The organism is Butyrivibrio sp. INlla16 (assembly GCF_900104155.1).
GTDB lineage: Bacteria > Bacillota > Clostridia > Lachnospirales > Lachnospiraceae > Butyrivibrio.
In genome coordinates this window covers 1-14,833 of record NZ_FMYB01000044.1, presented here as the reverse complement: position 1 = coordinate 14,833, position 14,833 = coordinate 1, and the positions used below count along the sequence as shown (strand labels likewise).

Annotated in this window: 12 protein-coding genes; all 12 read left to right on the top strand. The window is 34.5% G+C overall.

Annotated features, from left to right (window positions below; translation table 11 throughout):
• Positions 1-3: 3 nt before the first annotated feature.
• The 12 genes from BLR42_RS16915 (at position 4) to BLR42_RS16860 (ending at position 14,307) form a co-directional block, all read left to right on the top strand.
• Positions 4-2,628 (top strand): YfhO family protein, encoded by a 2,625-nt coding sequence (locus BLR42_RS16915; RefSeq protein WP_170832846.1) that lies wholly within the window; start codon positions 4-6, stop codon positions 2,626-2,628.
• The gene (locus BLR42_RS16910; protein WP_091871609.1) at positions 2,628-3,593 is read left to right on the top strand and encodes a glycosyltransferase family 2 protein; all 966 of its coding nucleotides are present in this window, start codon (positions 2,628-2,630) and stop codon (positions 3,591-3,593) included. The genes BLR42_RS16915 and BLR42_RS16910 overlap by 1 nt, the downstream gene beginning before the upstream one ends.
• Entirely contained in the window at positions 3,568-4,737 is a 1,170-nt protein-coding gene (locus tag BLR42_RS16905) for a glycosyltransferase family 4 protein (protein ID WP_091871607.1), read from the top strand. The genes BLR42_RS16910 and BLR42_RS16905 overlap by 26 nt, the downstream gene beginning before the upstream one ends.
• A 91-nt stretch (positions 4,738-4,828) precedes the next feature.
• Complete coding sequence (locus BLR42_RS16900; protein WP_091871604.1) at positions 4,829-5,701, top strand: ATP-grasp fold amidoligase family protein; 873 nt, start codon at positions 4,829-4,831, stop codon at positions 5,699-5,701.
• 14 nt (positions 5,702-5,715) lie between these two features.
• Entirely contained in the window at positions 5,716-7,167 is a 1,452-nt protein-coding gene (locus BLR42_RS16895) for a DUF362 domain-containing protein (RefSeq protein ID WP_091871601.1), read from the top strand.
• 12 nt (positions 7,168-7,179) lie between these two features.
• On the top strand, positions 7,180-8,379 hold the full coding sequence (locus tag BLR42_RS16890) for a glycosyltransferase (RefSeq protein WP_091871599.1): 1,200 nt from the start codon (positions 7,180-7,182) through the stop codon (positions 8,377-8,379).
• A 3-nt stretch (positions 8,380-8,382) separates the two neighbouring features.
• Positions 8,383-9,420 carry a glycosyltransferase family 2 protein gene (locus tag BLR42_RS16885; protein ID WP_091871596.1) on the top strand — a complete coding sequence of 346 codons (1,038 nt, stop codon included), beginning with the start codon at positions 8,383-8,385 and terminating at the stop codon, positions 9,418-9,420.
• Positions 9,420-10,295 carry an alpha-1,2-fucosyltransferase gene (locus BLR42_RS16880; protein ID WP_170832844.1) on the top strand — a complete coding sequence of 292 codons (876 nt, stop codon included), beginning with the start codon at positions 9,420-9,422 and terminating at the stop codon, positions 10,293-10,295. Before BLR42_RS16885 ends, BLR42_RS16880 begins: the two co-directional genes overlap by 1 nt.
• 2 nt (positions 10,296-10,297) lie before the next feature.
• On the top strand, positions 10,298-11,179 hold the full coding sequence (locus BLR42_RS16875) for a hypothetical protein (protein WP_091871591.1): 882 nt from the start codon (positions 10,298-10,300) through the stop codon (positions 11,177-11,179).
• A complete protein-coding gene (locus BLR42_RS16870; RefSeq protein WP_091871589.1) occupies positions 11,176-12,192 on the top strand; it encodes a glycosyltransferase family 2 protein in 1,017 nt (338 codons plus the stop codon). Before BLR42_RS16875 ends, BLR42_RS16870 begins: the two co-directional genes overlap by 4 nt.
• A complete protein-coding gene (locus BLR42_RS16865; protein WP_091871586.1) occupies positions 12,192-13,259 on the top strand; it encodes an acyltransferase family protein in 1,068 nt (355 codons plus the stop codon). The genes BLR42_RS16870 and BLR42_RS16865 overlap by 1 nt, the downstream gene beginning before the upstream one ends.
• 25 nt (positions 13,260-13,284) lie before the next feature.
• Positions 13,285-14,307, top strand: coding sequence for an O-fucosyltransferase family protein (locus tag BLR42_RS16860; protein ID WP_091871584.1), 1,023 nt, complete (start codon positions 13,285-13,287; stop codon positions 14,305-14,307).
• Positions 14,308-14,833 lie beyond the last annotated feature (526 nt).

Below are 14,833 nucleotides of genomic sequence, written 5' to 3'. Positions count from 1 at the left end.
TTTTTGAAAGAAGAAAGAAGAATAGAATATCTTCAAATTGCAATTATTGTGATATTACCCATATTGCTGTTCGGAAAATACATAATTGGAGTAACTAATTTTGTGTTGGGGGATATAGCAAGTGATAATATTTTTCAGACTTATCCTGAACTAGTTCATATCGCAAATAGAATAGAAAGTGGAGAAAATGATGTAGGATATACATTTTCGTTGGGGTTAGGCAGTGGTGAAGGACCTATTTTTTTGGGACTATCAAACTGGTTTTGTGTTTTTGGTTCCCAAAGGGTGGCGTATTTCGAAGGAATAAGTATAGTATTAAAAATAATCCTTTCTGGATTATTTATATACCAGTGGGCAAGAATCGTAGGCGTTACAGGTATTAAAAAAATGATTCTGGTTTTAGGATATGAATTTAATGCTATGCTTACAACAAGAGCAGCATGGCAATCATATCCCAACCTTGCATTACTGGTTGCACTTAACATATATTTGATTGAGAAAGTAATTAATAATTTTTGTATTTTTAATTGCTTGTTTTTGGTATTATCACTTATTGTTTCTTATGGTGAATTAGGACTATATTACTCTTTAGTATATGGTTCTTTTTTGCTATTCTATTTTTTTATCAGATTGATATTTGTTAAAAGGTTAAAAATAAAAAAAATAGCTGTCACCGCTGGCTTTTTTATATTCTTTTCAGGTGTTTTTTTCTGGGACAGAATACAAGGCATTTTTTCGTCCAATAGATTTATCTACAATTATACTATTTGGATGAATTCTATGACACATTGGTATAAGGATGTTAGTTTCTCTTACTTGTTAGATGCTTTTAGGAGAACCATAGGACAGAGTATAGGCGGGATATACACAGATTATATTGGGACTAGCAATCTTTTAGGGGGGCCGGCTTTATATTGTGGGATATTAGTTTTTTTGTTGGTTCCTGTAGCCTTTTATAATCTGGACATAATGAAAAAGTGTTTTTTTGGCTTTTTTTATTTGTTAGCGGTCGCGTATTTATCAATCCCGGCAGTCAATATTTTGTTTAATGGCTTTGCATATTCATATATGGTATATAAACTTTCTTCTTTCTGGATTCCGTTATTGTTTATTTTTAATGTGTGTATTTTTTTAAATTCTGTAGAGAAACATTCGGTCAAAGAAGCAAGCATAGTTGTTTTCAATATAACAGCTATTATATGCCTTTTTGCTTTGATAATTATGAGATATAGAGGCGAGGTAACACGTCTAAAAGACTATATTCTTAGCGATATATTTATAGTTGCATATACCATTATTATTAATCTTTTTTGTATGTATAAGAATGATAAGCTTTACTACGTTCTATTAGTGGTGCTATGTTTTGAATCAGTACTCGTTTCATGGAGTGTAGTAAATGATAGGGAATCGTTTTCTGATGAACAAATCGAAACTTATTTTAATAATGGAAGTCATTTAATAACTGATAATGACAAATCTTGGTACAGGATAGAATGCTATTACCCTGACAATGGATGTTTTTGCGGATCGTTAGTAGGAGATTATTATGGCCTGCAAGATTATATTGGAGGACTTGGTTTATCGAGTGATATAGTAGAATTTTATAGATGTTTTGGGCTCCCTGAATCAGAGGGTAAATATCAGATGGGAACCGGAGCAAATATATACATGAATGCTTTGCTCGGTGTTAAGTACTCTATTTTAGAGGATAGGCTAAATTTTGAGTATGGTATGAGGAAAACAGAGACAATCGAGGGAAAGAGAATCTATTATAATACTTTGTCTTTGCCGTTAGCCTATGTGTATGATGCTCAGATTAAGAATAGCGATTTTGAAGATATGACTATTATTGAACGAAATAGGGCTGTTTTGCAGGGTGTATTACTTGATGATGAAATAGATGATATAAAAAAGATTTCAATTAATGATGTAAGTGATACAGTACCAATAGACTGTAGTACGATAGATTTGGGTGAAACAGGTGGAGTAGTGAGATTGGAGGCTTCGGATGAGAGTGTATATGTTTTAGAACTGGAGAAAGACAAACTTCAAGAGGTCTCAGAGTTTGTTACAATTAGTTATTCCGATGGAATTCATGATGAAAAAGCACTATTGCATGAGGTACTGACTCCATTGGAGATAAAAGCGGATACAGATGTTTGGGTTAGATATGATATAGTCGCACTTAATGGCATAAATCTTCTTACTGTAAAAAAATATAATGCCGGGGAATACTACAATAAAATTGGTGAATCTGTTAAAATACTTCAGCAACAGGGATTAAGAGTCATGAGTCAAGATAGACACTTAATAACTGGAGATATTTCTGTGACCCAAGGTGGTATTTTGGCAACAACTATTCCATGGAGCTCGGCGTGGAAAGTTAAAATAGATGGAGAATATGTCGACACATTTAAAGTAAATAAATGCTTTATTGGGGCTAAGATCAATGAGGGCTACCATAGTATTTCTTTTGAATATCCTTATGTGGGATGGTTTTCTTCAATAAAGAAAGAGTTGTATAAGCGCATAGCCTTTTTGGTATGCTTTTTGGTTTCAATGACATTAGCTTGTGGTGATTATTATTGTGCAAATAAATGGAGATTTGCGGGAGGGAAATTCGTTTAATGAGAGTATCGGTTGTAGTTCCGGTTTTTAATGAAGAAGGAAATATTGCTAATTTACATAGCGAAATTAAGAATGTATGTGAAACAAATGGCTACACATATGAGATTATCTTTGTAAATGATGGATCCTCAGATGGGACAGATAAAGTTTGCCGCACGTTAAAGCCGCTGAAGTATATTAGAATGCGTAAAAACTTTGGACAGACAGCAGCTATGGATGCGGGAATAAAGGCGGCCCAGTATGACTATATAGTAACTATGGATGGAGATGGGCAGAATGACCCTGCAGATATTCCGAACATGATAGATTATCTGCAGAAAGAAGATGTAGATGTTGTATCAGGTTGGAGAAAAAACAGAAAAGACACCTTTATGAAGCGTTTTGTATCAAGGGGAGCTAACTTTCTCAGGTATCTTCTCGTACACGATGGCATCCATGACAGCGGATGCTCACTAAAAGTATATAAGAAGGAATGCTTCAAGGGAGTAAACCTTTATGGAGAGCAGCATCGCTTTATTCCTGCGATTCTAAAAATAAAAGGATTCAGGATAGGAGAAGTGGTAGTAAACCATAGGCCAAGAACATCTGGCTACACAAAGTACAACTGGAAGCGTACGATAAAAGGCTTTGTGGATATGATTTCAGTATGGTTTTGGAACAAGTATGCAACAAGACCGTTACATCTTCTTGGTGGTATTGGTATGCTTTTTGAACTGCTAGGGTTCATCTGTGGAGTATGGTCGGTAGTTCTCTTTCTTATGGGGCGTAAGATGTCTAATAACATATTCCCTCCGTTGCTGACGATTTTCTTTGTGATTATTGGGCTTATTATGGTTATATTTGGGCTTATGAGCGAGATTTTAATAAAAACATATTATGGTGTCCATGTAGATGTACCATATAGTGTGAAGTCTATAGAGGAATTTGGGAATAAAAAAGATGAAAATTCTGATAGTATCTCATGAATATCCACCAATAGGCGGTGGTGGTGCAAATGCATGCATGAACCTCTCGCGAGAGTTTGCGAGCATGGGACATAAAGTACATATTGTTACAGCATGGTTTGAGGGGCAAAAGGAATATGAGGAACAACAAGCTGTGTCAAATCCGGATGGACTTGTCGCTATAACGCGTATTAAGTCGAAGAGGAAATACATGGATCATTGTTCCTTTTCGGAGATGTTTGATTATCTGAAAAAGGCGCTTCCTATAACAGGTAATTTACATAAGAAGAATAATTATGATTTATGTCTTGTTTTCTTTGGAATTCCCAGTGGTCCCATAGGCTATTATCTAAAAAAGAAATATAAACTTCCATATGTAATACGTTTTGGAGGTGGAGATATACCGGGATTCCAGGATAGATTTGCGTTTGTGTACAAATTGATAGCTCCTGCTGTCAAGATAATTTGGAGAAATGCGGACGCTTTGGTTGCAAACAGCAAAGGGCTACAGAAATTTGCCGAAGGATTTTATAACAAAAAAGAAATAGAAATAATACCCAATGGAGTGGATATCAACGCATTTTCTGTACAGAATGATTCAAAAAACACTCAGAATGAAAGAAAAGAAGATACAATAAATCTTCTTTTTGTTTCACGTCTAATCGAGAGAAAAGGTCTTCAGGATATACTACCACAGCTAACACAAGTGAATAATCATTGTAATAGAGAAGGCAAACGAATAAAACTCAGAATAGTAGGAGATGGTCCGTATAGATCAACACTTGAGGAATTGGTGCATAAAGAACAACTAGAAGATATAGTGACCTTTGAAGGGCTGAAATCTAAAACAGAACTTCCCGAGTATTATGTAACATCTGACATTTTTGTATTCCCATCAAGAAAAGAGGGCATGCCTAATGTAGTGCTTGAGGCTATGTCATATGGACTTCCGATAATTATGACACCATGTCAGGGAAGTGAAGAACTTGTTGATGGAAATGGATACATTTCTAGAGTGGATAAGTTTGGAGATAAAATTCTAGAGCTGATTCAAAACGAGCAGTTGAGACAACAGATGGGATTAAAAAGTGTTGAGCGAGTTAAGAACTATTTTTCATGGAGAATAGTTGCGGATAAATATCAAAAGATGTTTGAACGTTTTTAACGCGTAATATTTTTAGTGATGTAGATTATGAAATTTCTGTCACACGATATAGGCAGAAGAATTTTGTATTTCATAGGAGATATTCCTGAATATGAATAAGATTATTAAGGATAGGGTAGTTCATGCATTATATATGATGCTTTATCCGTTTAGTGATAGTTTATTTGCAAAAATACAATATAGATTAGTTAATGGTGGAAAACTTAATCTATCTGACCCTAAGACGTATAATGACAAAATTCAATGGATAAAGGTATATGATCATAATCCCAGTTATCATGATCTTGTCGACAAACTTAAAGCTAGAGACTGGGTGGCAAGAACAATAGGAGAAGAATACTTGATTCCAATTGTTGGCGGACCTTGGGACAGTTGCAATGAGATAGACTATGATGAATTGCCTGATAAATTTGTACTTAAATGTACACATGATAGCGGTGGAATACTGATATGCAATGATAAGAAAACTTTTGATAGGAATTATGCTGCAAAGTTTTTAGGAAATCGCATGAAAAGAGACTATTATTTTCATGGGAGAGAATGGGCTTATAAAGGATTAGAAGCAAAAGTATATGCAGAGCAATATATGGTCGATGAGTCTGGAACAGAATTGAAAGATTATAAGATTTTTTGTTTTAATGGCGTTCCCAGAGTGATACAGGTTGACTATGGAAGATATACTCGGCATGAGAGAAATTTATATACTACTGAATGGGAATATATTCCTGCACAGATTAAATATCCGACAAATCCCTATCATAATATAAATAAACCTGATTGCCTTGATGACTTATTAAGAGTGTCATCTGAATTATCTAAGAATCTCACTCAAGCCAGGGTAGACCTATACGTAATTTACAACAAGATTTATTTTGGAGAAATTACATTATATCACGGCTCTGGCTGTGAGAAGTTTACGCCACCAGAGTTTGGAATTGAAATGGGTAAATATATACAATTATAGTACGGACAAGGAATATGGAGATGGTGAAAGCAGACATTGCAATATACAAATCAGATAAGGCAGAATATCCATCAAAAATAGGATTGTTCAGACCGTCAGAAAAATATCCGGAATATTTATGGGGGGATATTTCAGATAAGGAAAACAATGTCTATTATTCAGTTAGAGAGGCATTACATTTGTATGGGCTCGATGAAGAGAATTATGGCAAACATTCTTGGAATCCACTAGCTGGATTAATTAGTGAGAACACAAGTGTTCTTATTAAACCTAATCTTGTCATGGATCATAACAGATCAGGAGATACTACAGACTGCCTATTCACTAATCCTTCAGTTATTGCACCGATCATTGATTACGTTATTAAAGCACAAAATGGCAATGGAAAAATAGTCATAGGTGATGCGCCTATGCAGGAATGCAAATTTGATAAGCTGATTAAAGAAAGTGGATTAAAAGACCTTGTACAATATTATAAGGATAAAGGAATAGATATTACTCTTGTTGACTTCAGAGAACTTAAATCGGAAATCAGTTTTGGTTCACATAAGCAGGAAATCAACGAACGTAATTCCGGTATGATCATCGAACTTGGAGAAGACAGTGAGTTCTATAAGGAGGACAAGAAGAATCTCCAAAGGCTTAGAATTACGAATTATGATCCTAGAAGGTTAGCAGCACACCATAATTCGGAAAAACATGAGTATTATGTTTCAAAATATCTCTTAAATGCTGATGTAGTCATAAACATGCCAAAACCTAAAACACATAGGAAAGCAGGCGTGACTATTGCTATGAAAAATATGGTAGGAATCAATACCAGAAAAGAATTCCTGCCTCATCATACTTTGGGGGATACTGCATCAGGTGGAGACGAATATAAACATAAGAGCATTCTTAGAGTATTAAGTGATAAATTATACGATTTTAAGAATATGAAAGAAGCGGAAGAAAACTTTCTGCTAGCTAGACCGGCTTTCTTTTTGGCATATGGGTTCAAAATCTTGGCAAATGTTATCCATAATGAACCGGGAGAAGGTAGTTGGAGTGGAAATCATACGATAAGCCGAACAATATGTGATCTTAATAAGATTCTGATTTATGCAAATAAAGACGGGAAAATGTGTGATAAACCTCAAAGGAAGATACTAAATGTGGCAGACATGATTGTTTCAGGGGAAAAAGAAGGACCTGTTATGCCGTCTGCTAAGAAATTGGGAGTAATTGCTATTGGTGAAAACTCATTGGTGTTTGATACCGCAATTGCAACCTTGATGGGGGCAAATATAAAGAAAATACCAACAATACAGAATGCATTACAAATTGAAAAGTATGCTATGGCAAAGGTTAAAAGTATCCACATCAATTCAAATTGTAAGGAACTATGTGGAGAATTAGAGAAAATTGATAAGAAGAATTATTGGAATTTTATTCCTACCAGTGGGTGGAAGGATGCATTTAATTAATGAAGGCATAATATGAAGATTTTAATAGTAGTATCTACACTAGATACTGGAGGCGCCCAGAGAGTGGCAGCCAATTTATCGCTTGGATTACCCAAAGACTGTGAAGTGGATTTTTTATTAAATAGTGATTCGGAAATAGCTTATCCATATAGAGGAAATGTAATCAGTCTGGGGGCAAAACCAGAGAAAGATAAGCAAAAGCTGAGCTATCAGATTTTGATTTTTATCAAGAGACTAGCCCACTTGAAAAAGTTAAAGAAATACGGTGATTATGATGCTGTATTTAGTTTTTTGGATAGCGCTAATTTTGCTAATATTCTATCGGGTAAAAAATTTTGCAGGACGATTGTTTCAATTCATAGCAATCTATCTAGTGCAGAGTCAAATTGGAAATATAAATATATAGTATGCCCTTTGATTCGATGCCTTTATAAGCATGCAGATAATGTTGTTACGGTATCAAAAGGTATTGAAAATGATCTGAGAAAGAGCATTAAGTATAAAGGAAATAATGTTATAACAATATATAATGGTTTTGACTTGGACAGAATTAGAGAGCTTGGAATTCAGGCTTTAAGTGATTCAGAAAAAAAGCTTTTTGACGGCGAGTATACTATTACAACAATGGGAAGACTTAATGAAGCAAAAGGTTATTGGCATCTAATCAGAGCGATGAGTCTCGTTAAAGAATGCTTTCCAAGAGTGAAACTCATTATTTTAGGAGAAGGAGAACAGAGAAAGTATCTTAGCGGTCTTATAAAAGAACTTAAGCTGGAAGACAATGTGATACTATATGGTTTCACAGATAACCCGTTCTGTCTTGTTAAGCACAGCAACCTGTTTGTAATGTCTTCGCTTTTTGAAGGTCTCCCAAGTGCACTTATCGAAGCGATGGCACTGGGAATTCCGTGTGTGTCTACTGATTTCAAATCAGGTGCCAGAGAAATAATAGCTCCTGATATGGACATTAATGATAATGTGTTGGATACTTACTATGAAGAAAAATATGGTGTTTTATCACCTGTCTGTGATGGGGTTCAGTATGATGCGCAATCACCTTTGACAAAAGAAGAAAAATTGTTAGCAGATGCCATAATACATATATTAAGTAATGAAGATATTAGAAAGCAATATGCTGTCGCGTGTCAACAGGCAGTTGAAAGATTTACAATTGATAAAATGGCAAGTAATTGGATGGGTTTATTACAATAAGTGATGTATAAAGATGATGTGAGTATAAGCATAGTTGTTCCATGCTATAACTGCGAGAAGACATTGAGCAGGACAATTAACAGTATTATTGAACAGAAATGTAAGGTATTTCAATTAGTATTAGTTGATGATGGATCTACAGATTCAACAGTACAGATATGTAATGAATATGCTGAAAAAGATGATAGAATAAAGGTTATTCACCAGAACAATATGGGGTTAATGAGAGCATGGAAGAATGGTGTTCTGGCAGCGGATGGAGACTATATAGCATTTTGTGATGCGGATGACTATGTGGAAAAAGACTATGTTGATATAATCTATGAGAATATCGATGGTATTTCTCCCGATATGATATTATTTGGAATAACAATTGATTATCCCAATGGTAAAAGTGTAAAAAATAGAAATAGACTTGATTCAGGAATTTATTCCAAAGATGATTTGGAAAACAAAATTTTTCCATGGTTTTTCTCGAATGGCGAAATGCAATCAGAAATCATTTTAAAATCTAGATGGAGTAAGTGCTATTCAAAGGACTTATTGTTGAGAATAATGTCCAATCTCCCTGATAGGATTGCAATCGGAGAGGATTGGATAACAGTTTTTGCTTCAGTTCTAAATGCCAATACCATTATGTGTGATAACGAGCATACATGCTATCACTATTATAGAAACGATCAATCAATGACAGGCAGTTATATTGATAACTCGTTTGAAAAGCTTAGTATGCTTTATTCGGAGATGCATAGGATAGCTCAGCAATATGGCTATATATATGAGAATCAGATTTTGGCGGATGAGCTATCTATGTATATGGTATATATAAAAAAGGAATTACAGCTTAATCCTAATGGATATGTTTCGGCAAAAAAAAGAATATTGGAATTAATTGAAAATGAGAATTTCTTAAAATGTAAAAGGCATTGCTCTGTAAAAAAATACGGACTTAAAGAAAGGGCCTTTTCTCATATGATTTTTAGGAAATGGATATTTCTGGCATATATTATAACAAAACTATGGTCAGAAAAGAGGGCTTAATGGATAGAGATAATATACATATTGTACGTTTTATGGGGGGCTTGGGGAACCAGCTGTTCGAATATGCTCTTTACAAGGTTTTTAAGGAAAAGGGTTTTGAAACATATGCAGATACGACGGGATTTGATAAACCTGAAGAAACAAGGAATTTACAATTGCCATTTTTGGGAATAGAGTTAGATGAGGCTTCATATAAAGATATTTGTAGGCTATATTGTGCCCCGGATAACATTATCATGAAGGCAATTATTAAAAGGACTGGAAAAAAAACATATTTTAGACAGAGAGAATTATTTTTCGAGGATAGAGTATTATTAGCAGAACAAGGATACTTTGATGGTTACTGGCAAAGCTATAAATATTTTGAAGGATTTGAGGAAAAGATCAAAAAGAGTATATCTTTTAAAAGTTTTGAGAATGAAAACGCTAATATAATAAGTCCGGATGAAGAAACAGTTTCTATTCATGTCAGATTGGGAGATTATCTTGATAATCAGGCCATGTATGGAGGAATATGTACTAAACTTTATTATGATAAGGCAATTAGTTATATAAAGAAGATAATTCACGAAACTACAGGTAAAGATCCTTACTTTTACATTTTTTCTAATGATATAGAAAAAACTAAGGACTTATTGAATGATAAAGAATTTGAATATATTGAAGGTCACTCCGAAGAGGAAGGGTACAAAGATTTGCATTTGATGAGTTTATGTAAACATCATATCATCGCAAATAGTTCTTTCAGTTGGTGGGGAGCGTTCTTGGGAGAGACACAAGATTCCATCACTATCGCTCCATCGAAGTGGGTTAATGGTATGAGAGCAGAAGACATTTTACCTGACAGATGGATTAGGATGTCTGGGGATATTTAATTATGACCAATTCTATGCAAAGTATAACCGAAGGTGATATATGGAACCAAGCGTATCAATTAGATAATTATGAGATTGTTTACGATAATCGATGCCTAAAAACAGACAATAAAAAAATATGTGCGATATATTTTTCGAGTAGTGGAATTTACTATCCTAATACAGAGAATGAACTAAAAAAATGTATTCTGGAAAAAAATTATTATGAATGGAAAAAGCATAAAATTCAAAGGGCATATAAACATATTTATGTTAGAGATGTGTCAAAGAATTTTTATGTTATAGGAATTAATCATTGTATTAATTCGATAGACTCTCTTATTGATTTTCTGAGGGATGAAACTGAAGGTTATGAAATAATTACAATAGGAAGTTCCGGAGGTGCTTACATGGCAGCACTTGCCGGGCTTTTATTAGATGCGAAAACTGCGTATTGCTTTTCGTGTTTTTGGTCATTGAATCATATTAATTATAATGTTTGGCATTTGGTTGGTAAGTATCAAAATGACAAAGATAAGAGCAAGTATTACGATTTAACTAGCTTTTTGGGAAATAAACGTACAAATGTCATATATGTATATCCGTCATTAAATGATGATGTCATCAATAATGATTTATTACAAAGTCAATTTGTGAAAAATAAAAAAAATGTTTATTCTTTCTCAATAAAGAGTCGGTTGCATGGCGTGTGTATGAATGGATTTTTACTTGATGAATTTATTAATGCTCCAGAGGACTTGATTCTATCAAATTGTTCCAAAATTTCTGAGAGTGAGATGTCTTTAGCACTAAAAATATTGGGCTGGAAGCAATTTGCTTTGATGATTGTGTTTATAGTTAGAACAAGAGTAAAAAAGATTATTTCAAAAATAAAAACCATATGAAAATATCAGTAATAATACCTGTTTATAATATTGAAAAATACATAACAAATTGTTTGCAAAGTGTTGAAAAACAAGAGGGTTTTACGGATTATGAAGTAATAATGGTTGATGATGGATCCACGGACAAAAGCGGGAAAATCTGTGACCAGTATGCTCTAAAAAATGATTGTTTTAGGGTGTTTCATAAAGCTAATGGGGGACTATCAGCAGCTCGAAATTATGGAGTTTCAGTAGCCCAGGGAGAATATTTATTATTTTTAGACGGGGATGATTACATCGAGCCTAATGCCTTTGTCTGTTTCGATGAATTATTAAATAAAGAAGGAAGAGAATTTGACGTTGTTATTGCTGAAGGGAATTATGTAGATAAAAATGGTAATAACACATTATTAAAAATATTCAGCATAGATGCATTTGATAAGATTAGTACTGGTTCAGGACAAAGTTCTCCAAATGGGATTCAAACATTAAAATATACCTTACCAATAGCATGCAATTGGGCTGCTTGGGGGAAATACATCAGGAAGGATTATTGGACTGAAAATGATTTTTCGTTCGTACAGGGAAGAAATTCTGAGGACATGCAGTTGATAGACAGAGTATTATTAAAAGCAGATAAAGTGGGCATGGTGCCGAGCTTTATTCATTATCGACTGCGTGAAGGATCTATAGTTCGTACGATATCGGAAAAAAATGTTATGGACATAATGGATAATTTAGTTGATTGGGAGAATTTTTTTAAATCAAAATCGATAGATATTGAAATTGTTAGTGGAATCAGACATTATCTGTCAAATTCATTTCTTCACTCGGTAATGGCTCAAATATATAGAATCCCTAAGTGTGACAGGAATTTGGTTTTGAAAAGAGCACAAGACATGCGTGGATGGATTATATATGAAAAGAGCAAGGATGGGGATAGGGTTCGCAGAATTGAGCGGTTAATTGGATTTAAGGCGAGTTGCTTCATTTTGTGCCTTGCAAAGCAGATAAGAAGGAAATTACATAATTAATGGTTAATGAAATAAGGAAAAACAATATCAAGGATCATTATAATTATGGAATACAGCTGTTAAGAATGATTATGTGTATAGGTGTTGTTATTATACATTGTGCGGATGAACGTACAACTGGATTTCAGAGTTTTATATATTTTATAGCAACAAATGCTGTAGGTACTTTTATGTTAATAGCATTTTACTTTAATAAGAAAGTATCTGATATGCACTTTGATCAGTTGGTAAAGAAAAGAATATCCAGAATATATCTACCAGTAATAATATGGGCATTCATTTATTCCGTAATTAAAATTCCGGTTGGTCTAATTGACAAAGAGGAGTCTATCTCTTTGTTTGATTTTGTATGGCAAATTATGACTGGACATGACGCGAGGCTAAATCCCGCTATGTGGTTCCAACTGGATTTGCTTATGCTTACAGTTTTATATTGGCTGTATGTTAATAGGTTGAGAACAGGAATAAAAACGAAGGAGATAATACTTGTAGCAAGCGTTCTAGTATTTGTATATTTATTACAGTATCTGGGGATAAATGCTTTTTTATTTGGATTATTGAGGTTTGAACTTCGATATCCAATCGGAAGAGTTATTGAGATGGTACCATTTGCAATTATTGGTAGTTTGGCCGCTTATGTAGTCGATAATAATCTGGTAAATATAAAAAGATATAGCTTATTGGCTATAGTGGTTATCTGTTTGATATACATGTTGAGAAATGATATTGGGATAAATCCTCAATACTCGTTTGGATATGCAGGGGGTGAAAAACTGATAGTTGCAACGGCTTTGTTTATCTTGTTTAGCAGTGCGGATTCCCTGATTATGAAGGGCGGGAGCATCGTAAAGGGTATTGTGTATAATATTTCAAAGTATACACTTGGTATTTATTCAATGCATATCATTGTTAATAAGATTTTATGTGCTGCAAAATTAAAGTTTAAATTTCCGCTGGAAAAAAGAACAATAGTATGGAGCTTATTAGTGTATGTAACATGCTATGCAATTTCATGGATATCTTGCAAGATAATTCCAGATAAATATACAAAATACATTTTTGAGTAGCAATAATTCTGATAGGAGATTGGATTTGGATAAAAGAATTAGACTCCGGTTACGTGCGTTATATCATGGCTTCAAGCTTATGAAGGCAGGAATTACCAGTGATAGGAAAGCAATAGGACAGTATATAGAGATAGATGGTAATCCCAATGTTCTTAACATGGAACATAGAGGTGATGAGCATAAGGGACAGGTTATTTATTTAATAAGTGAGCAAGGCGGAGGATGTGGTTTTTGCGCTGAGGTGAAGTGTTTGTTGGAACAGCTACTTTGGGCTGAGAGATATGGATTTACGCCTAAAGTGCAATATGGTGATGGCTATGCATATAGTGATAAAGGCATAAATGGATTTGAACAGTTTTTTAAGCCTATCGGAAACGGTGTTGACGATACAAAGGCAATGAATATTCTTTTATCAAAGCAGGCATATATAGAAGATTTGGAAAAGAATTTTGCAAAGAATGGATATTCATTAAGCTCAGGTTTCACTGATGAATTGTGTGAGATAGCATCAAAGTATCTCAATATAAAAAGGGATTTAAAGGAACGCTTTGACCGAGAATTTTCGGAGATGTTTGATGGCGAGAAAGTGCTCGGGGTACATTACAGAGGCAGTGACTATAAAGTTGGGTATAACGATCATCCCAAGATGGCGACAATTGAGCAAACAGAAGAACAAATAAATATTGCTATGCAGACTATGGAATTTGAGAGAATTTTTTTGGCAACCGATGATAGTAATGCTAAGGAATACTTTCAAAATAAGTATAGAGATACACTTAAAGTTTATGATGATGTTCAGAGGACTGATTCAGATACTTCAGTGATTTTTGGGGAATCCGACAGAGAAAATCACAAATATAAGTTAGGATTCGAGATTTTAAGGGATGTTTATTCACTTAGTTTGTGTGAAGGGCTTGTTGGTGGAGTTTCTCAAGTGACATATGTTTCATCTTTGTTCAAAAAGGCGCGTGGTGATGATTTCGACTATAAGAAGATAATAGATAATGGAGTAAATAGAAACCGAAAAAACTTTAGGCCTGATAGGTGAAATAAAGAGGATGTGCGTAGTATCTGATGAGTAGTAGCTTGAGAAGTAAGAATAATGCAATTCAAGGGTCGAGGGGGCGACACCTATAAAGGATATAATGATTTCGCTAGCATTTTTAATTAGCATAATAGGCGTCTGTGTAATTAAATATTTTGCAAAAATGATAGTAGCTATAGTGCCTCATATGTCCGGCGGCACATTGTGGGAGGCGGTAACGGCTGATTGTTTTCGGCAGTTTCCACTCCCTGACCGTGCGGTATAATTCCTGACCGCAGGATATTGGCGGGAACACCGCACACTGTCATAGCTTTATTCCAGAGAGCATTCAGAATGCTTTTTGAAATAAGGCCATGACTAAACAGTCACAGCCTTGTACATTGAAAATTTCATCAATCCAGAGCCTGGTTCTCAACGGCATCACGGATGATATCGGCATCGATGACCTTGCATTTACGCTGTGAGCCGATGGCGAAGGCATCGGTCATCAGGTTGTCGATGAGTCTGGGATTGCCCTGGGTATAGCTGT

What these genes read in the sequence shown, in the direction of transcription:
- BLR42_RS16880 (WP_170832844.1), top strand. Translation starts at nt 9,420, where the DNA reads ATGGATAGAGATAATATACATATTGTACGTTTTATGGGGGGCTTGGGG.
- BLR42_RS16900 (WP_091871604.1), top strand. Translation starts at nt 4,829, where the DNA reads ATGAATAAGATTATTAAGGATAGGGTAGTTCATGCATTATATATGATG.
- BLR42_RS16890 (WP_091871599.1), top strand. Translation starts at nt 7,180, where the DNA reads ATGAAGATTTTAATAGTAGTATCTACACTAGATACTGGAGGCGCCCAG.
- BLR42_RS16885 (WP_091871596.1), top strand. Translation starts at nt 8,383, where the DNA reads ATGTATAAAGATGATGTGAGTATAAGCATAGTTGTTCCATGCTATAAC.
- BLR42_RS16905 (WP_091871607.1), top strand. Translation starts at nt 3,568, where the DNA reads ATGAAAATTCTGATAGTATCTCATGAATATCCACCAATAGGCGGTGGT.
- BLR42_RS16865 (WP_091871586.1), top strand. Translation starts at nt 12,192, where the DNA reads ATGGTTAATGAAATAAGGAAAAACAATATCAAGGATCATTATAATTAT.
- BLR42_RS16895 (WP_091871601.1), top strand. Translation starts at nt 5,716, where the DNA reads ATGGAGATGGTGAAAGCAGACATTGCAATATACAAATCAGATAAGGCA.
- BLR42_RS16910 (WP_091871609.1), top strand. Translation starts at nt 2,628, where the DNA reads ATGAGAGTATCGGTTGTAGTTCCGGTTTTTAATGAAGAAGGAAATATT.
- BLR42_RS16870 (WP_091871589.1), top strand. Translation starts at nt 11,176, where the DNA reads ATGAAAATATCAGTAATAATACCTGTTTATAATATTGAAAAATACATA.
- BLR42_RS16875 (WP_091871591.1), top strand. Translation starts at nt 10,298, where the DNA reads ATGACCAATTCTATGCAAAGTATAACCGAAGGTGATATATGGAACCAA.